Consider the following 18769-nt stretch of genomic DNA (forward strand, 5'->3'; position numbering starts at 1 on the left):
GTACCTCGCCTCTACTCGGTCGGCGGGAAGACCGTGTTCACCAGGGCCTGCTGCTCCACCTCGTGCCGCTTGGCGGAACCCGTGGCAGGAGAGGAGCTCGCCGAACGCGAGATCCGGGTGAACGGACGGTCGAGCTGCTCGGCGAAGACCAGCGCCACAAACGGCCACGGCCCCATGTTCGCCGGCTCCTCCTGCACCCACAGCACCTCGCCCGCGTTGGGGAACGACCGGAGCTGCTGGCGGATCTCGTCGATCGGCAGCGGGTAGAGCCGCTCCACCCGGATGATCGCGGTGTGCTGGTCACCGGTCCGCTTCCGGGCCGCGTCCAGCTCGTAGTAGATCTTGCCCGCGCACAGGATCACCCGCCGCACGTCCTCCGGAGCGATGCCGCTGGTGTCCGGGATGAGCGGACGGAACGATCCGGAGGTGAACTCCGACACCGCCGACACGGCCGCCTTGTGCCGCAGCATCGACTTGGGCGTGAACACGATCAGCGGGCGCCGGTACGGCGACTTCACCTGCCAGCGCAGCAAGTGGAAGTAGTTCGCCGGCGTGGTCGGGATGGTGACCGTCATGTTCTCCTGCGCGCACAGTTGCAGGAAACGCTCGATGCGCGCCGAGGAGTGGTCCGGCCCCTGGCCCTCGTAGCCGTGCGGCAGCAGCAGGGTCACGCTCGACTTCTGGCCCCACTTCTGCTCGCCCGAGCTGATGTACTCGTCGATGACGGTCTGGGCGCCGTTGACGAAGTCACCGAACTGGGCCTCCCAGGCCACCAGGGCGTCCGGACGCTCCAAGGAGTAGCCGTACTCGAAGCCCAGGGCCGCGTACTCGCTCAGCAGCGAGTCGTGCACGTGGAACTTGGCGGTGCCCCGGTCGAAGACCTTGAGCGGGGTGTACTCCTCGCCCGTCTTGCGGTCCACGAGGACGGCGTGCCGCTGGCCGAACGTACCGCGGCGGCTGTCCTGGCCGACCAGGCGCACCGGGTGGCCGTCGATCAGCAGCGAACCGAACGCCAGCGTCTCGGCCATCGCCCAGTCGATCGCGTTCTCCTCGACCATGCGGACCCGCCGCTGCAGTTGCGGCAGCAGCCGCGGATGCACGGTGAAGCCCTCGGGGAACGTGACCTGGGTCTCTGCCACCCGCTTGATGACCTCTTCGCTGACCGCGGTCGGGGTCGCGGAGTGGTCGATCGGGGCCTCGGTGAACACCTCGGGCTTGATGACCGAACCCGGTTCGATCGGCTTCTTGGCGGCCTCGCGGGTCTCGGCGAAAGCGCGCTCCAACTGCTCCTGGTAGTCGCGCAGCGCCTCCTCGGCCTCCTCCAGCGTGATGTCGCCGCGGCCGATCAGCGCCTCGGTGTACAGCTTCCGGGTGGACCGCTTGGCGTCGATGATGTCGTACATCAGCGGCTGGGTGAACGAGGGGTTGTCCGCCTCGTTGTGCCCGCGCCGCCGGTAGCAGACCAGGTCGATGACGACATCCTTGTTGAACTCCTGGCGGTAGGCGAACGCCAGCCGTGCCACCCGCACCACAGCCTCCGGGTCGTCCCCGTTGACGTGGAAGATCGGCGCCTGCACCATGCGGGCCACGTCCGTCGCGTACACGCTGGAGCGGCTGTCCTTGGGCGAGGTCGTGAACCCGACCTGGTTGTTGACGATGATGTGGATGGTGCCGCCGGTGCGGTAGCCGCGGAGCTGCGACAGGTTGAGGGTCTCGGCGACCACACCCTGGCCCGCGAACGCGGCGTCGCCGTGGATCAGGATCGGCAGGACCGTGAAGCCCGTGGCCCCCTTGTTGAGGATGTCCTGCTTGGCCCGCACGATACCTTCGGCGACCGGGTTGACCGTCTCCAGGTGGCTCGGGTTGGCCGCCAGGCTGATCGCGATCTTCTCGCCGGTGATCGTGGTGAAGGTGCCCTCGGTACCGAGGTGGTACTTGACGTCACCCGAACCGTGGGCGCTGCGCGGGTCGAGGTTGCCTTCGAACTCGCCGAAGATCTGCGCGTAGGACTTGCCGCAGATGTTGGCCAGCACGTTGAGGCGGCCGCGGTGGGCCATACCGATGACGACCTCGTCCAACTGGGCTCGAGCCGCCTTGGTGATCACCCCGTCCAGCAGCGGGATCAGCGATTCTCCGCCCTCCAGGGAGAAGCGCTTCTGGCCCACGTACTTGGTCTGCAGGAAGGTCTCGAACGCCTCAGCGCTGTTGAGCAGCTTCAGGATGTGCAGTTGCTCTTCCCGGCTGAGCTTCTCCGGCTCCCGCTCCACCCGGGCCTGGATCCACTCCCGCTCCTCAGGGCTTTGGATGTGCATGTACTCAATGCCCACGGTGCGGCAGTAGCTGTCCCGCAGGATCCCCAGGATCTCGCGGAGCTTCATCACCGGCTTGCCGCCGAAGCCTCCGGTGGGGAACTCGCGGTCCAGGTCCCACAGGGTGAGGCCGTGCTCGAGGACGTCCAGGTCGGGGTGGCGGCGCTGCTTGTACTCCAGCGGGTCCGTGTCGGCCATCAGGTGGCCGCGCACCCGGTAGGCGTGGATGAGCTCCTGGACGCGGGTGGCCTTGTCAAGCTGGTTGTCCCGGTTAACCGAGATGTCCTGCACCCAGCGGACCGGCTCGTAGGGGATGCGCAGCGACTCGAAGATCTCGTCGTAGAAGCCGTCCTCGCCGAGCAGCAGCTGGTGGATCCGCCGCAGGAACTCTCCGGACTCCGCCCCCTGGATGATGCGGTGGTCGTAGGTGGAGGTCAGAGTCATGACCTTGCTGACGGCGAGCTCGTTCAAGGTCGCCGGAGAAGCGCCCTGGAACTCGGCCGGGTACTCCATAGCACCCACGCCCAGGATGGTGCCCTGGCCCGGCATCAGCCGCGGCACCGAGTGCACCGTGCCGATACCGCCCGGGTTGGTCAGGGTGATAGTGGTGCCCTGGAAGTCGGCCACGGTCAGCTTGTTGCTGCGCGCCTTGCGGACAAGCTCCTCGCAGGCGGACCAGAACTCCTTGAAGTTCATGGTGTCGGCAGCTTTGATGTTCGGCACCACAAGCTGCCGGGAGCCGTCCGGTTTGGCGAGGTCGATCGCCAGCCCGAAGTTGACGTGCTTGGGCTTGGCCACGGCGGGCTTGCCGTCGATCTCGGTGTAGGAGTAGTTCATCACCGGGACCGACTCCAGCGCCTTGACCATGGCGTAGCCGATCAGGTGGGTGAAGGAGACTTTGCCTCCCCGCGCGCGCCGCAGGTGGTTGTTGATCACGATGCGGTTGTCGAACAGGAGTTTCACCGGCACCGCGCGCACGCTTGTGGCGGTAGGCAGGGTGAGGCTGGACTCCATGTTCGCGGCGGTACGGGCCGATGCACCACGCAGCCGTTCCTGGGACACCGCGAGTGCATCGTCAGAGCCGTCGGGGGTGGTGGCTGTGGCGGGCCGGGCGGCCGCCTTCGATGCCGCGGCTCTGACCGCGCCGCCAGCACCGTTGCCGGCTACGGTGCTCTTAGCAGGGGAGGTTGACCCGTCGGCGGCGGTTCCGGACTTGTAGTCCGCGAAGAAATTCCACCATGCCTTATCAACTGAGTTGGGATCGGCGAGGTACTTTCGGTGAAGCTCGTCGACCAGCCACTCGTTGGGGCCGAAATCTGTCAGGGGTTGAGACGCCTCAGACGACACGGCGGAGATCGCCCTCTTCCGCAGCTCGTTTGTGTATGGGTGGTGAGACGGGTGTCCAGTCAGAGGGATGTGGCTGTACTCCGTATGACTGCACTAGGGCATGCCCAGCAGACCGTCTCGTGGTAACAGGCTACTTTGCCAGAGGCGCCTACGGCACCTCTAGCAGGGTGCCACGCTGGGATATACCTAACATTTATTCACAAATCAAGGGTAGCCCCAGATGGACAGGTCAGCAGCCACGTGCGGGGAGCGGATTCGGGCGGCGTTGTGTCCAGGATCCCCGCCTCTAATGGCGGCTAATCTGTGATCTGATTCACATTTTTGCACAGGGTGGAAGAGCTGGTCGGATCAGCCTCTGCGCGAGCCCGCCTCCGCTGCCAGAAGAGTGTCCTCGCCGGCCGGGAAACCCTGGATTCGGGACGGAGCCGGGCAGCAGAAGCATCCGGGAAACCCGGATAAAGACCCTCTTTCTCGGATGCGCTGCCCGACAGCGCATGCCGGACCGCGGACAGTGCGCTGCCCGCCCTATCGAGCCGCGACGATCGTCCCACAATCCGCATCCCGCAAACAACGGCGGAACATCGCGCGGTGGTTCATCCCCGACGCGACACCATCGGCCCTGCGCCCCGCCCACGTCTGCGGTGCAGCCCGCACCACCCCGGCAGCGCAGTCGTCGCCCTGGCCCGGCGGTCCACCACCTCCACCTTGCGGAGACAACGAAAACGGGTTGCTCGGTCACGAAAACACCGGAGAGATCCCGGCAGCACGGTGAAAACGGCAGTGGTGCCCGAAAGAAAAGCACGGATCGGTGTGTTTCGCTGCGTTTCCCCCTACTTGAGAGGGCTCCGCTCTTAGCATGCTGCCACGGAGGTGGGGGCATGAAGATACGAGAATTCGGTGAGTTGGAATCCGCCATTATGGACGCCCTGTGGAAAGCGGACCGTCCGCTTTCCGTGCGCGAAATACGCGAAACCATGACCTACCGGAGGAATATCGCCTACACGACCGTCATGACCGTCGCGAACATCCTCGTCAACAAGGGGATCCTGGACCGCGAGAAAGTGGGGAGAGCATGGCGGTACCAGCCCCGGGAAAGCCGTGAGGAGCACACAGCGCGCATCATGAGCGAAGTACTGCACTCCGGAGGAGACCGCGGGGCCACCATGATCCGTCTCATCGAACAGTTCAGCGACGAAGAGATGACCCGCCTGCACGAAGCGCTCTCAGAAATGCGAATACGGCGGGGGATCGCCTCATAAACTCCCGTGCGGGATAGCAGAAAACCTCACGGTCCTCTCCGGAAACGGAGGAAAGCGGATTAAGGTAAGGCCGTGAGTGAACCCCTAGTAGCGCGGATGGCCGCATTCGGCGAGACCATCTTCGCTGAGATGACGCGGCTTGCAGAGCACACCGGCGCGATCAACCTGGGGCAGGGCTTCCCGGACACGGACGGGCCGCCCTTCCTCCTCGCGGAAGCCGCCCGGTACCTCACCGAAGGCGTCAACCAGTATCCCCCCGGGTACGGGCGGGAAGAACTCCGCACCGCCATCGCCGCGGACCGGCAAGAGCGCTACGGCCTTGCCTACGACCCCGCAACCGAGGTGTACATCACTGTTGGAGCCACCGCGGGCATTGCGGCGAGCATCCTCGCCCTCGTCGAACCGGGCGACGAAGTGGTGCTGTTCGAGCCCATGTACGACTCCTACTCCGCGGTGATCGCGCTCGCCCACGGAGTGCGCCGCCCGGTTACGCTCCGGCCGTCCCCCGACAACGGCAGGTACACCTTCGACCCGGACGAACTGGCCGCCGCGATCACCCCCCGCACTCGGGCGATCATCGTCAACACCCCGCACAACCCCACCGGCACCGTGTTCACCGCCGACGAGCTGGCGTGGATCGCCCGGCTGTGCCGAGAGAACGACCTCGTCGCCGTCACCGACGAGGTCTACGAGCACCTGACCTTCGACGGGACACCCCACCTGCCGCTCGCCGCCCTCCCCGGCATGGCCGAGCGCACCCTGAGCGTCTCCTCAGCAGGGAAGACCTTCTCCGTCACCGGGTGGAAGATCGGCTGGGTCACCGGACCCGAACCCCTGGTGCGTGCCGTGGCCACGGTCAACCAGTACCTCACCTTCACCGCCAACGGCGCCCAACAGCTCGCGGTCGCCACCGCGCTGCGCCACGGCATGGACTGGGTCTCCGAGCAGCGCGACGCACTCCACGCCAAACGCGACCGGTTAGTGGCCGGATTGGCTGCCGCAGGATTCCAGGTGCACCCGCCCCAGGGCACCTATTTCGTGATGGCGGACATCCGCCCGCTCGGCTACGACGACGGCCTCACCTTCGTCCGCACCCTTGCCCGCCGCGCCGGGGTCGTGGCCATACCGGCTCAGGTCTTCTACGCCGACGAACGCCACGGCCGCCACCTGGTCCGGTTTGCTTTCTGCAAACGCGACGACGTGCTGGACGAGGCAGCCGCTCGGCTCCGCGCATGGGGCGACCGGTAGCGTACCCGCTCAAAGGAGCACCAGCAGTGCTCCCCGGGAACGGTTGACAACAACGGGAGGATCGCCGTGACCACACCCATGCCCGACCACCTCCTGCGCGTGGCCGAGAACACCAAAGGCTTCATGCCCACCGATGAAGGACTGGTCCTGTACGAGACCGCGCTCGCCTACGCGCCCCTAGGACCCGTGCTGGAAATCGGCACCTACTGCGGGAAGTCCACCGTGTTCCTCGGCGCAGCCGTCCAACAGGTCGGCGGGGTCGTGATCACCGTGGATCACCACCACGGCTCCGAGGAACACCAGGTCGGCTGGGAATACCACGACCCCTCCCTCGTGAACCCCACGACCGGCAAACTGGACACGCTGGGCGCCTTCCGGGAAACCATGGCCGCGGCTGACCTGGAAGACCACGTGATCGCGATCGTGGGCCACTCCGCTGCGGTCGCGCGCCTGTGGAACACCCCGCTCGGCATGGTCTTCATCGACGGGAGCCACACGGAAGAAGCCGCCCAAGCCGACTACACCGGCTGGAGTCCGCACGTATGCGTCGGCGGAGCCCTAGTCATCCACGACGTGTTCCCTAACCCTGCAGACGGGGGACGGCCGCCCTATCACATCTACCGGCGGGCGCTGGAGTCGGGAGAGTTCGTCGAAGAACGAGCCCACGGTTCCTTGCGCGTCCTGCGCCGCAAACGGTGACAGGCGTCCCAGCGGGAAGAAACCGGGCACGGCACTCCGCCCCGGAATGGATTTCTGCAGATTTCTCCCGAAACTGGGGGAGTCTGCGGTGGTATACACAAAAGTGCACCAGGCGCACGTCTCGTCCGTGCGTGCGGCGCTGGGAAGAAGAAGCCGCGTGGCCGGGACACGGGCCGCGCTGAGGGCGCTGACGCTAAGACCGTGGCGGGGACGAGAACGGCTGACCACCTCCACCGTGCTTCGTCCTAGGGTTTACGTACCATCCGGGTGAGACCTTCCGCAGCAGCACCTGTTCACTGCGCCGGACCAGCACGCTGCTCACGGACGGGTGAGGGAAACCGTTGAACGCTTGGGCTGGTGGGCCAATGAGAACAGAGCACGGTGACTTCGTGCACTTGCCGACGATGCACTGTATGAGAGGTGAGGTGTCGCTTCCTGTCCTACAGGAGCCCGGATTTTCTTCGACCTGACCATAAGCACATCCCCGGAAGTCCGCAGGAGCGGACGGGGGGCGGGTCCGTCAGTAAGGGCCGGTATCGTAAGGCGTGAGGGAGCAGGCGGCCCCCAGTAACGCCTGTCTCAAAACGACCCTTTCGTGAACCCATCGCCCCCGTCTGCGCGTCAAACCGTTAGCGCTTGCAATGTGTGGGAGCGACGATGCCAGGGGGCGACGAACTGAGCGAGAGCAGTAGAGGCGACACCACTCCGCGCCCTGAGACCGAGGAAGCGACTGTCGCCGATTCTTCCGTAACGAACGACGATGTGAGCGTCGACGAGTCTGGCGTTGACGCTCGTGCTGACGATGTCGACGACGGGAGCGAACCCGAATGGTTCGCTTCCGCTGGGGAATCCCCTTACCTCGAGGCCAGCGCGTTCAAAGACAGCGGCAGTTTCTTTAGAGACAAGGTTGCCCGCAGCCTGGCCGAAGAGTACGGGATCGATCTCGACGACGCCGGAGACCAGGCCGCGGACTCCGCAGCCAGTAGCGGAGCAGACGGCCAGCAGGCCCAGGACGCAGACACGCATGCCGGGACCGCGTCTCCCGCCGAGGACACCGACCAGGCTGCAGCGGCTGCGGCTGGTGCAGAGGAGGACGAGGAGGCGACGGAGCAGCTCCGCCCGGCTGATGCTGTGGGCGGCGATTCTGGTGGTCTTGATGAGGCCACGGTGCAGATAACCCCGACAGATGCGGCGGATGCGTCTGCGGTGGACGAGGAAGGGACCACTGAACGGCTCAGCCCGCCGTCCTCCTCCGGCCCCGGGGCAGACGACGAAGCCACCGAACAGATCAACCTGCCGTCGTCGGCCGCGGCGGACGACGAAGAGACCACGGAGCGGCTCAGTCCGTCTGCTGCGCGAGCGGGAGACGACGAGGCCACGGAACGGCTTGATGTGCCAGCCTCCTCTGCCACGGTGGATGCGGAGGAGACGACGGAGCAGCTCCGCCCGGCTGATGCTGCGGGCGGCGATTCTGGTGGTCTTGATGAGGCCACGGTGCAGATAGCCCCGGTAGGTGCGGTGGATGCGGAGGAGACCACCGAACGGCTCAGTCCGTCTGCTGCGCGAGCGGGAGACGACGAGGCCACGGAACGGCTTGATGTGCCAGCCTCCTCTGCCGCGGTGGATGCGGAGGAGACCACCGAACGGATCAGCCCCGTCACCCCCACCGGTCACGGCAGCGGCGAAGAGACCACGGTCCAGCTCTCCCCGGTAGAGGCAGCGCAGAGCCAGGCCGCACCCTCCACGACCGACCCCTCCGAGAGCACCAAGCTCGAAACCACCGCGGTCCTCCGCGAGAACCTGAAATCGCGGCTCCGGAAGCGCCCCCTCCGTCCGCGGTTCCGGAAGTCGGCTGCTGCCGCAGGCGGTGTGGGACCCGCCAGTCCGCCTCCCCCCACCGCCCCGTCGGGAACCTCGCACTCCAGCGGCCCCGCGGAGAAGAAGGCACCAGCGAAGAAAACCAAGCGGAAGAAACCGTTGTGGTGGCGGATCACCCGCGCCGGACTGATCGTCATCGTGCTGCTCGTGGGGCTGGTGACCGGCGCATTCGCCTACGCCTACTCGATGTTCGAGGTCCCCGACGCAGCCCAGGCCGACGCGACTGCGCAGGGCTCCATCTTCTACTACGCCGACGGATCAGTCCTCACCGAACGCGGCGTCAACCGTAAACCGGTCTCCCTCGACGAGGTTCCCGAGCACGTCCAGAACGCCATCCTCTCCGCGGAGAACCGCGGGTTCTGGGACGAGCCGGGCGTGTCCATCACCGGTACGGCGCGTGCGGTGTGGTCCACCGTCACTGGAAAGCAGCTCCAGGGCGGATCCACCATCACCCAGCAGTTCGTCCGCAACTACTACGAAGGGCTCAGCCAGGAGCAGACCATCGAGCGCAAACTCAAGGAGATCATCATCGCGCTCAAGGTCGACCGCTCCCAGAGCAAGGAGTGGATCCTGGAGCAGTACCTCAACACCATCTACTTCGGACGGAACGCCTACGGCATCCAGGCGGCCGCGGAAGCCTACTACGACAAGGATGTCGGCGACCTCACGCCGGATGAGGCGGCGTTCCTCGCCGCAGCCATCCAGCAGCCCACCAAGTTCGGCTTCGCGGACAGCGACACCACTCCTGAGATGGAGAGCCGCTGGCAGTACGTGGTCAACGGCCTGGTGGACATGGGGTCGATCACTGAAGCCGAGGCGGCAGAGTACAAGTTCCCCAAACCCCTGCCGGAACGGCCGCAGGACAACATCGACCTCAGCGGCTACAAGGGCTACATGTTCCAGCAGGCCATGAAGGAGCTGGAGGAGCTCGGCTACACCGAGGACAACATCAACCGGGGTGGCTACGAGATCCACACCACCTTCGACCCCAAGCTGATGGAGCTGGCCTACGAAGCCGTGCAGGAGACCGTGCCCATCGACGACCTCCCCGAAGGGGTGCGGGTCGGGCTCAGCGTGGTCGATCCGAAGACCGGCGGGGTGCTGGCCTTCTACGGCGGAGAGGACTACTTCGAGAACCAGTACGACAGCGCGTTCCTCGGCACCGCGCAGGCAGGGTCGGCGATGAAGCCGTACGTGCTGGCCGCAGCCCTCAAGGAAGGGTTGAGCCTGCACACGGTGGTGGACGGCCGCGGCCCCCGGTACATCAACGGCACGCGGATCCAGAACGCGGGCAACGCCCCCGGTGGTCCGATGAACCTCATCCAGGCCACCGCGGTCTCCAACAACCTCGGCTACATCGACCTCGCTCAGCGGGTCGGACTGGAGAAGGTCGCGGAAACCGCCTACGCCATGGGGCTGCCCGAAGGAAGCATCGACCTGGTGCCGGTGCTGCCGTTGGGCGCCAACAGTGTGAGCCCCACCGACCAGGCGGGCGGCTACGCGACTTTCGCCAACGGCGGCGAACACATCGAGACCCACGTGGTCGCTTCCATCATCAACAAGGAAGGTGAAGAGGAACGCCCCGAGCCGAAACGCAACCGGGTGCTCACCAAGGAGCAGGCAGCAGACGCCACCTACGCAATGCGCCAGGTGATCACCTCCGGTACCGGAACGGCCGCCAACATTGGGCGTCCGGCAGCGGGCAAGACCGGGACCACCGACGGAAGCGTGGCCGCCTGGTTCGTCGGCTACACCCCGCAATTGTCTGCCGCGGTGGGCATCTACAGCGGCGACAACCAGAGGTTCTACGTGCCGGGCTGGGGCACCCTGTCCGGCGGTACGCTCCCGGCGACCGTGTGGCGCACGTTCATGCAGAAGGCGCTGGCGGACAAGCCGGTGGAGGACTTCCCGTCGCCCTCGTTCGGCGGATCCGCGCAGAACTGGGCGCCCCAGCCGGAGCCGAGCACGCCTGCGGACACCCCGCAGGACCAGGGCCCGAACCAGGACGGCCTGAACCCGGCGCCCGAGCCTGAAGTACCGCAACCGGCTCCCGAACCTGTGGTGCCTGAGCCTGTGGTGCCCGAACCGGTTGTTCCGGAACCCGTGGTGCCCGAGCCGGGAGGCCCGGATCCTGGTTTCCCGGGAGGGGGGCTACCTCCGTCAGGCTGATCAGGGGTGGGGGCCGTCTCGACAGTGGGGCGGCCCCCACCCTTTCACGTCAGGTCAGCGGCTAGGCGAGACCGGCTTCCGCGGGGAGCACGACCGGCTGGTCGCAGCACCCTTCGGCGCTCTGCTCCGCAGCCCTGGGGATACGGGTGAAGACCTGGGAGCCCGGCGTGGCCCCGCACAAGGCGTCCACCGCCAGGATGACCGCCGCCGTCGTCCACGTGCTGCGTTCCACCGGCCACCGCACGTCTTCGACGAACTGGTAGCCCGTCCAGTAGGCGCCGTCGTCCGGGTCGCGGAGGTGCTGGATCGAGGCGAGCAGTTCAGCACCGCGGTCCCGGCTGCCGATCGCTGCCAGGGCGAGCACCAGTTCGGATGTTTCAGCCCCTGTCACCCACGGCTGGTCGCTGACACAGCGGATGCCGAGGCCGGGGACGACGAACGTGTCCCAGCGCTCCGCGATACGTTTCTCCGCTCGGGCGCCGCGCATCGCCCCGCCGAGGATCGGGTAGTACCAGTCCATGGAATAGCGGCTGCGGTCAGCGAACACGGTTTCGTGTTCGCAGATCAGGTGGGCGAGGCGGGCAGCAGCCAGCTCCCAGTCCGGCTGGGGGTGGTCCAAGTGGTCGGCGAGCGCGATTGCGCAGCGCAGCGCATGGTGGATGCTCGCGCAAGCGGTGAGCAGCGCGTGGTCGCCGGGGGACCCGTCGGCGTCCCGCGCCCAGAGGATCTCGCCGCGTTCGGTGCGCAGGCCGAGCACGAAACCGATCCCGGCACGCACGGTGGGCCAGAGCCGTTCGAGGAACGCGTCATCCCCGGTGACCAGGAAGTGGTGCCAGACGCCGACGGCCAGGTAGGAGGCGTGGTTGGCTTCCCGCAGCGGGTTGACGACAGTGCCTTGCCGCAGTTTTGCGGGCCAGGACCCGTCCGGGTGCTGCACTGCCGCCAACCAGTCGTAGGCGCGCACCGCTGCCGTGTAGTGGCCGACGGTGGACAGCGCCATGGCGCATTCGATGTGGTCCCACACGTCGAGGTGCCCGCCGGGGAACCACGGGATCGCCCCCGAAGGCTCCTGGGCGTGGAGCAGGTAGGCGGCGCTGCGCGCGATCTCGTCGGCCCGGAGGACACCCGGCAGCTCGGGAAGGTCGTGCCGGTTCATCCGGTGTCCCCATCATTCCGGGGTTTACGCAGGTAGACCACGACGCTTTTGCCGATCAGCGGGTTGAGGAGGCGTTCGGTGACCCGGGTGATGCGGGGGGCTTTGAGCATGTCCCACACCAGAAGGTTGTGGTAGGCGCGGACGAGCGGGTGGGAGTCGTTGGTGGTGCCCACCGCGCATTTGAGCCACCAGTAGGGGGAGTGCAGGGCGTGCGCGTGGTGGTGCGGGCCGATGATGAACCCCGTGGCTTTGAGTTTGGCTTCCAGTTCCGCACGCGTGTAGATGCGGATGTGGCCGCCTTCGACGGTGTGGTACTCCTCGGACAGCGCCCAGCAGATCCGCTCCGGGAACCAGCTCGGCACGGTGACGACGGCGATCCCCCCGGGGCGGAGGACCCGGTACATCTCGGCCATGGCAGCGGTGTCGTGCGGGATGTGCTCCATGATCTCGGCCGCGATGACCCGGTCGAACGTGTTGTCGTCGAAGGGCATGGCGAGCGCGTCCCCGCGCACCGTCTCGGCGGTGGCCTCAGCGGGGGCTTCTCCTTCGGCGCGCATGGCGGCGAACATGGCGGAGACCGCAGCCAGGTCTTCCGCGTTCTGGTCGAAAGCCACCACGTCGGCGCCCCGGCGGTAGACCTCGAACGCGTGCCGGCCGCCACCGCAGCCCAGGTCCAGAACCCGGTGACCGGGGCCGACAGGAAACAGGGTGAAGTCGATGGTGATCAGGGAAGGCTCCTTCGGGTCGGTGTACCTGCGGTGTTCTGCGTCACACGCGTCTGGGGTGCGTTCCCCGGCCCCGGCTACGAGGCCGCGGCGGAGCGGTCTGCCCGGCCGCGCTGCGCAGCGTCGAGCGCGGCGGCGTAGTGGCGGGCCGTGTTCTCCGCCACGGTGCGCCACGTGAACTTTTCCTGGACGCGCCGCCAGGCGGCCTCGCTCATGCGGGCGCGTGCCGCGTCGTTGTCCAGCAGTTCGGCGATGGCCGCGGCGAGCGCTTCCGCGTCACCAGGCGGGACGAGGCGGCCTGCCCCGTCGTCTCCCACCACTTCGGGCAGGGCGCCCGCTCGGCTGGCGACGAGCGGCGTCGCCGTGGCCATGGCTTCCACTGCGGGCAGGGAGAAGCCTTCGTACAGCGAGGGGATCACCGCGATCTGGGCGCTGGAGAGAAGGCAGGCGAGCTCGGTCTCGTCGATCCCGCTGACGAAGGTGACACGGTCGTGCAGCGACAGTTCGTCGACGAGCTGTTCGGTGGGGCCGCCCGGCTGGGGTTTGCTGACGACCGTCAGTTCGATGTCCCGTTCGGTGGCGAGTTTGGCGACGGCCCGCAGCAGGACGGCGACGCCTTTGAGTGGACTGTCGGCGCTGGCCACGCAGACGATCCGGCCGGGTACGCGGGTGATGTCGGGGCGCGGGTGGAAGACTCTGGTGTCCACCCCGAGCGGGACCACGTTGATCACCGAGGGGCGGACCCGGAATTCGCGGGCCACGTCGTCCGCAGAGGACTGGGAGGGCACCAGGATGGACCGCAGCCGCCGGGCGACCCGGCCCTGCATGGTGACGAAGCTGTACCAGCGGCGTTTGGACCAGCGCTGCCAGCCGGTGGCGGACTCCAGTTCGATGCGGCGGTCCACGGTGATCGGGTGGTGGATGGTGGTGACGGTGGGCAGGATCGCCTGAATGCCGAGGAGGCCGTATCCCAGTGTCTGGTTGTCGTGGACCACGTCGAATTCGTGGCGGCGGGCCCGCAGTTCCCGGAAGGCGCGCAGGGAGAAGGTGAGCGGTTCCGGGAAGCCCGCGGTCCACATGGTCGCGACTTCCAGCGCGTCGATCCAGTCCCGCCATTCGCGCATCGGCGGCGCCTGGAAGGGGTGCTCGTCGTTGTACAGGTCCAGGCTGGGGACCGGGTCGAGGGTGACACCGTCGTCGAGCACGGGGTAGGGCTGGCCGGACAGGACGCGCACATGGTGTCCGAGCGCGGCGAGTTCGCGGGAGAGGTGCCGGACGTAGACACCTTGGCCGCCGCAGTGGGGCTTGCTGCGGTAGGAGAGCAGGGCAATGCGCAGAGGACGGTCAAGAGGCATGGGAACCCATCACAGGCGAGGAGGCGCGGGTCAACCCGCGGGTAGCGGGCTGGTCCGCGTACTCACGATGGCGGTGGAGTCGCTCAGGGCAGCGGGGACGTCGGGCGGTTTCGGGATGCGGTGCGGTTGCTTCTCGTTCCGACATTGTTGATAACCCACCTGTCCGTCACCCGCCTCGCATATTACCCACCAGTTCGCTTGCGGATCTTTTCCGGGGGTACGGGACCACCGGCCGCCGCAGGGGCGAGCGTATTCATTCGATCACACATAGCGACGACTGTCGGGGATTTTCCGGGAGGAACCCCGCACATGCCACACGGGGGCGGCCTGGACCTCCAGGCCGCCCCCGTGGAGATGCGGGCGCGTCAGCGGTTGCCGTGCAAGCCGAGGAGCCCCAGGACTCCTTCGAGGAGCGAGATCACGCCGCTTCCCGGGCGGCGCGGCGGCGGGTCTTCCTGGGCGGGCTGGGCGGGAGCCGGTGCCGGCGCGGGGGCGGCAGGCGCCGTGGGAGCAGGCTGGGGCTGACTGGCCGGTTCCTCGCGCGGTGCCGGGGCAGGCTGCTGCGGAGCAGGCGCGGGAGGGTCGACCGTTGCCGCGTCTTCGCTGGCAGGAGGCGCTGGGTCGGGCTCTGCTGGCGGGGCGGCGGGTTCGGCAGTGTCGTCCTCGACGCTGTCCGGTGCCACCGGTTCGACGGGTTCTTCCGGTGTGGGCTCCAGTGTCGGCTCGGTGAGTTCGATGGAAGGCACCTTGCCCGTGTCCGGGGCGGCGCTCGCGGGGACGTGATCGGACATGGGGGCGACACTCACCCCGTCCACCGGGGGCGGGGTCCCGGCCGCGGTTCCGTTCCCGGGCCGGTTCGTGAACGCGCCCAGGCCCCACAGGCTGAATGCGACCAGCGCGGTGACGAGACCGGCGGTGGCGGGAACCAGCCAGCCGGAGAGCCGGTGCGGCTCCCCTGCAGTAGCGCTGTCCGTGGTTCCGGGCTCGACGGCAGCCGGGGAGGCGTTCGCCTCAGGTGCGGAGGCCGCGGGGACGGCCGCGTCGGCCTGGACGGGCTCGGCTGCCTCCGCTTCCGCGCCGCGCGCCCCCGGCAGCGGGAAGCCGTTGGCTCCGAGCGGGCAGAGCAGGGCAGCAGCCTGCTCCCGCCGCGTGATTGCGGTGGCGTCCGAACAGTCGGCGATGACTCGGGCGCGCAGGGAACGCGGCGGGCCGGGCAGCGCGATAGAGCTCACGACCAGGGGAATGTCCGCGATGAACCACCGGGATCCTGGACTGCCGCCGGGCTGCTGCTCGGTGAGCAGGTCTGCGGCCTGCTGGGCTGCGGAGCGGCAGAGGTCGCTCACCGTTTCAGGGTCGAGGCCGAGGACGGCAGCGATCTGGGTGTGGGTCAGCCCGTGCCGCAGGGAGAGCTCCAGCAGTTCCCGCTGGCTGGGGAGGAGGGCGCTCAGCGCGGCAACGAAAGGCTGCTGCTCACTGTGGACGGTGAGGTGCGCATACGCGGGCTGCGCGGCGAATCCATGCCGCTCGCAGGCGGCCCGGGCGAGCGCGAACAGCCAGGCCCGGAACAGGTCAGGATCGGACAGGCGGGGGAGGAGTTCGACGGCAGCCAGGAAGGTTTCGTAGACGGCTTCCGCCGCAGCATCCTCCTGCTCGGCGCCGAGCAGGGTCCAGCAGTAGCGGTAGAGCGCGGGTGCGAAAGCGTCGTAGCACCGTTCGTACCCTTCGCCCTGCCGCAGCAGCAGGGCGAACGCGTGGTCTTCGCTGATCTGCTGACGCTCCGGTCTCTGCGGCGCTGTCAAGGCCCCTCCGCTTGGATCGTTTCCCCTCACGCCTTCAGGTGTTACGGTCCGGCTCTAACCGCGGAAACTGAAGGTTGTTTGAGACGGTAGCGGACAAGGGCGGCATTGTCTTGGTTTCGTGGAATATTTGCCCAAAAAGGATGATGCGGGGGAGTGCCGCGGAAAAGCCAGTGGGATCCGGACGATTTCCACCGGATCCCACGTGGCTGGAGGGTTTTATTCGCCGCCGCGCGACGGTGAACCGATCGCGATCATGCGCTCCACCGAGGCGCGGGCCCGGGCTGCCACATCCTCGGGAACGGTGATTTCCGTGGTCCCGTCCCGCAGGGACGCCAACAGCTTTTCCGCGGTGATCATCTTCATGTAGTGGCACTCGGCGCGCGAGTTCACCGGTTCGAACACGGTCGACGGGTTGGCGGCGCGCAACTGGTGCAGCATGCCGGTCTCGGTCGCGATGAGGACCTTGCGTGCGGTGGTCTTCTCAGCGGCGCGCAGCATGCCTCCGGTGGAGAGCACTTTGACCCGCTCTTCAGGCACCATGCCGGAGGAAGCCAGGTAGAGCGCCGAGGTCGCGCAGCCGCATTCGGGGTGCACGTAGAGTTCGGCGTCGGGCTCGGCTTCGACCCGCTGCCGCAGGGTGTGGCCGTCGATCCCGGCGTGCACGTGGCATTCGCCCATCCACACGTGGATGTTGTCCCGGCCGGTGACCCGTTTGACGTGGGCGCCGAGGAACTGGTCGGGCAGGAAGAGGATCTCCCGGTCTTCGGGGATGGACCGGATGACGTCAGCCGCGTTGGAGGAGGTGCAGCAGATGTCGACCTCGGCTTTGACCGCGGCGGTGGTGTTGACGTAGGCGACCGCGACGGCGTCGGGGTGCTCGGCGCGCCACGCCCGGACGTCTTCGGCGGTGATCGTGTCCGCCAGGGAGCACCCGGCCGCGGGGTCGGGGAGCAGGACGGTTTTCTCCGGGGAGAGCAGTTTGGCGGTTTCCGCCATGAAGTGCACGCCGCAGAAAACGATGGTGCTCGCCTCAACGGTGGCTGCCAGGCGGGAGAGGGCCAGGGAGTCACCGGTGTAGTCGGCGACGTCCTGGATTTCGGGGCGCTGGTAGTTGTGCGCGAGGATGACCGCGTCGCGTTCCTTCGCTAGGCGGCGGACCTCGGCGGCCCACTCCTGTCGGGTCATCGTGTCCGCGGAGGTGGTGACCGTTGCCATGTCGGTGCTTCTTCCTTCAGATGGACCGGGGAACTGCCCGTTCGGGCAGGTGGGGTTCCGGTGGGTCGGCTAGTTTTTGTCTCATAGGCAAAAACTCAAGGCAGCCTAACATGATTCCCAATGGACAAAAGGAAGCGGGGGTGGAGTATGGACGGGGTCGGAGCAGATCCCGCGAATCTCGCCCAGGTGCGGCACCCAACTGAGAACACGTCCGGGACCGCCCACGAGGTGCTCGCTGTTGTCTTCCAGATCCGCCAGGACCGCCTCTGCGTCCTCATCTGGCAGCGCGGCCGTCCCCCCTACGAAGGGCTGTGGGCACTGCCCGGCGGCAGGCTCGGCGCCACCGAAGGCCTCGGCGAGTCGATCCGCCGCCAGCTCGCGCAAAAAGTCGACGTGCGGGAACTCGCCCACTTGGAACAGCTGCAAACCTGGGGCGACCCGAACCGCCACCCCCTCGGCCGCGTGGTGGCCACCGCTTATCTAGGGCTCGTACCCGCCGGGATCGACCCGCTCATTCCAGACGACACCCAGTGGTTCCCGGTGACCGACCTGCCGCCTATGGCCTTCGACCATGCGGCCATGGTGGGCGCGGCCCGGCAGCGGCTGCGCGCCAAACTCTCCTACACCAACATCGGATTCGCGCTCGCCCCACCGGAATTCACGATATCCGAGCTCTCCCGCTACTACCGGGCTGCCTTGGGGCACGACGTCACAGCCACCAACCTGCGGCGGATCCTGCTCCGCCGGGGGCAGATCGAAGAGACCGGGAGAAGCGTGCCCTCGGGACGGCTCGGAGGCCGCCCAGCCGCACTCTTCCGCTTCCGCACCCGCACGCTGGAGATCACCGACGCTTTCGCGGTGCTCCGCCCGCCGACGTGACCCCGCCACGCCTCGCCCCCACCAAGCGTGGGAAAAGCGTTGTGTTAGCGTCCCCTTTGTGATGATTCGCAGCGTGGTTTTCGACGTCGGCGAGACCCTCATCGACGAGACCCGGATCTTCGGCCGCTGGGCTGACCGGCTCGGAGTCCCCCGCCTCGCCTTCTTCGGCACCCTGGGCGGGGTGCTTGCCGAAGGCCGCCCGATGCTTGACGCCTTCCGGCTCGTCAAACCCGATTTCGACCTGGAAGCCGAACTCGAGGCGTGGCAGCGGGACGAACCCCACTCGCTGCGAGAGAACTTCGACGAGGCCGACCTCTACCCTGATGCCCGCCCCACCCTGGAACGCCTGCGCGGACTCGGCCTGCGGGTGATCATCGCGGGCAACCAGCCTCCCCAAGCCGCGGACGCGCTGCGTGCCATGGACCTGCCGGCGGAAGGCATCTACGTCTCCGCCCAATGGGGAGTGGCGAAACCGGAACGGGAGTTCTTCACCCGCGTGATCGACGTAGCCGGGGTGCCCGCCGAGGAGATCCTCTACGTGGGCGACCGCGTCGACAACGACGTGATCCCGGCCCGGGCGTCCGGGCTGCGCACCGCCCTGGTGCGCCGCGGCCCCTGGGGCTACCTGCACGCGGAACGCCCCGAAGCCGCCCAAGCCGACGTGATCGTGTCCAGCCTGACCGAACTCACCGAGTGGCTGACCGTGCGGCTCGCCCGCCCCTAGCAGCAGG

The 18769-nt window shown here is 67.5% G+C and carries 12 protein-coding genes; 6 read left to right on the forward strand and 6 right to left on the reverse strand.

Features of this window, described 5'->3' with window-relative positions:
* Positions 1-11 precede the first annotated feature (11 nt).
* Entirely contained in the window at positions 12-3656 is a 3645-nt protein-coding gene (locus TF1_RS06765; RefSeq protein ID WP_011291013.1) for a multifunctional oxoglutarate decarboxylase/oxoglutarate dehydrogenase thiamine pyrophosphate-binding subunit/dihydrolipoyllysine-residue succinyltransferase subunit, read from the reverse strand.
* An 878-nt stretch (positions 3657-4534) separates the two neighbouring features.
* On the opposite strand from TF1_RS06765, the gene TF1_RS06770 reads away from it, so the two are divergent.
* The 4 genes from TF1_RS06770 to TF1_RS06785 all read left to right on the forward strand — a co-directional run bounded on the left by TF1_RS06770 (position 4535) and on the right by TF1_RS06785 (position 10909).
* A complete protein-coding gene (locus TF1_RS06770; protein WP_011291014.1) occupies positions 4535-4915 on the forward strand; it encodes a BlaI/MecI/CopY family transcriptional regulator in 381 nt (126 codons plus the stop codon).
* Positions 4916-4987: 72 nt separating this feature from the next.
* Positions 4988-6163: a pyridoxal phosphate-dependent aminotransferase gene (locus tag TF1_RS06775; RefSeq protein ID WP_011291015.1), complete on the forward strand. Its 1176-nt coding sequence runs from the start codon at positions 4988-4990 to the stop codon at positions 6161-6163.
* A gap of 78 nt (positions 6164-6241) precedes the next feature.
* A complete protein-coding gene (locus tag TF1_RS06780) occupies positions 6242-6862 on the forward strand; it encodes a class I SAM-dependent methyltransferase (protein WP_016188247.1) in 621 nt (206 codons plus the stop codon).
* A 657-nt stretch (positions 6863-7519) separates the two neighbouring features.
* Complete coding sequence (locus TF1_RS06785; protein WP_061783752.1) at positions 7520-10909, forward strand: transglycosylase domain-containing protein; 3390 nt, start codon at positions 7520-7522, stop codon at positions 10907-10909.
* Between the two features lie 61 nt (positions 10910-10970).
* Here the strand turns inward: TF1_RS06785 and TF1_RS06790 are convergent, their stop codons facing one another.
* From TF1_RS06790 to nadA, 5 genes are all read right to left on the reverse strand, one after another.
* Positions 10971-12065: a prenyltransferase/squalene oxidase repeat-containing protein gene (locus TF1_RS06790; protein WP_011291018.1), complete on the reverse strand. Its 1095-nt coding sequence runs from the start codon at positions 12063-12065 to the stop codon at positions 10971-10973.
* Positions 12062-12793, reverse strand: a complete 732-nt coding sequence (locus TF1_RS06795) for a class I SAM-dependent methyltransferase (RefSeq protein WP_011291019.1) — start codon at positions 12791-12793, stop codon at positions 12062-12064. The genes TF1_RS06790 and TF1_RS06795 overlap by 4 nt, the downstream gene beginning before the upstream one ends.
* Before the next feature lie 74 nt (positions 12794-12867).
* Positions 12868-14145, reverse strand: a complete 1278-nt coding sequence (locus TF1_RS06800) for a glycosyltransferase family 4 protein (RefSeq protein ID WP_011291020.1) — start codon at positions 14143-14145, stop codon at positions 12868-12870.
* A 365-nt stretch (positions 14146-14510) separates the two neighbouring features.
* Complete coding sequence (locus TF1_RS06805) at positions 14511-15944, reverse strand: RNA polymerase sigma factor (RefSeq protein WP_061783753.1); 1434 nt, start codon at positions 15942-15944, stop codon at positions 14511-14513.
* Positions 15945-16160: 216 nt separating this feature from the next.
* The gene (gene nadA, locus TF1_RS06810; protein WP_011291022.1) at positions 16161-17159 is read right to left on the reverse strand and encodes a quinolinate synthase NadA; all 999 of its coding nucleotides are present in this window, start codon (positions 17157-17159) and stop codon (positions 16161-16163) included.
* A 147-nt stretch (positions 17160-17306) separates the two neighbouring features.
* On the opposite strand from nadA, the gene TF1_RS06815 reads away from it, so the two are divergent.
* Together TF1_RS06815 and TF1_RS06820 are read left to right on the forward strand one after the other, a co-directional pair.
* Positions 17307-18038, forward strand: a complete 732-nt coding sequence (locus tag TF1_RS06815) for an NUDIX hydrolase (protein WP_011291023.1) — start codon at positions 17307-17309, stop codon at positions 18036-18038.
* A 73-nt stretch (positions 18039-18111) separates the two neighbouring features.
* The gene (locus tag TF1_RS06820) at positions 18112-18762 is read left to right on the forward strand and encodes an HAD family hydrolase (RefSeq protein ID WP_255266154.1); all 651 of its coding nucleotides are present in this window, start codon (positions 18112-18114) and stop codon (positions 18760-18762) included.
* Positions 18763-18769 lie beyond the last annotated feature (7 nt).

Origin of the sequence: Thermobifida fusca NBRC 14071 = JCM 3263 (assembly GCF_001592045.1) — a bacterium.
Classification (GTDB): Bacteria; Actinomycetota; Actinomycetes; order Streptosporangiales; family Streptosporangiaceae; genus Thermobifida; species Thermobifida fusca.

Coding starts and splice junctions, on each gene's coding strand:
- TF1_RS06790 (WP_011291018.1), bottom strand. CDS start 12,065: ATGAACCGGCACGACCTTCCCGAGCTGCCGGGTGTCCTCCGGGCCGAC.
- TF1_RS06780 (WP_016188247.1), top strand. CDS start 6,242: ATGCCCGACCACCTCCTGCGCGTGGCCGAGAACACCAAAGGCTTCATG.
- TF1_RS06785 (WP_061783752.1), top strand. CDS start 7,520: ATGCCAGGGGGCGACGAACTGAGCGAGAGCAGTAGAGGCGACACCACT.
- TF1_RS06770 (WP_011291014.1), top strand. CDS start 4,535: ATGAAGATACGAGAATTCGGTGAGTTGGAATCCGCCATTATGGACGCC.
- TF1_RS06800 (WP_011291020.1), bottom strand. CDS start 14,145: ATGCCTCTTGACCGTCCTCTGCGCATTGCCCTGCTCTCCTACCGCAGC.
- nadA (WP_011291022.1), bottom strand. CDS start 17,159: ATGGCAACGGTCACCACCTCCGCGGACACGATGACCCGACAGGAGTGG.
- TF1_RS06815 (WP_011291023.1), top strand. CDS start 17,307: ATGGACGGGGTCGGAGCAGATCCCGCGAATCTCGCCCAGGTGCGGCAC.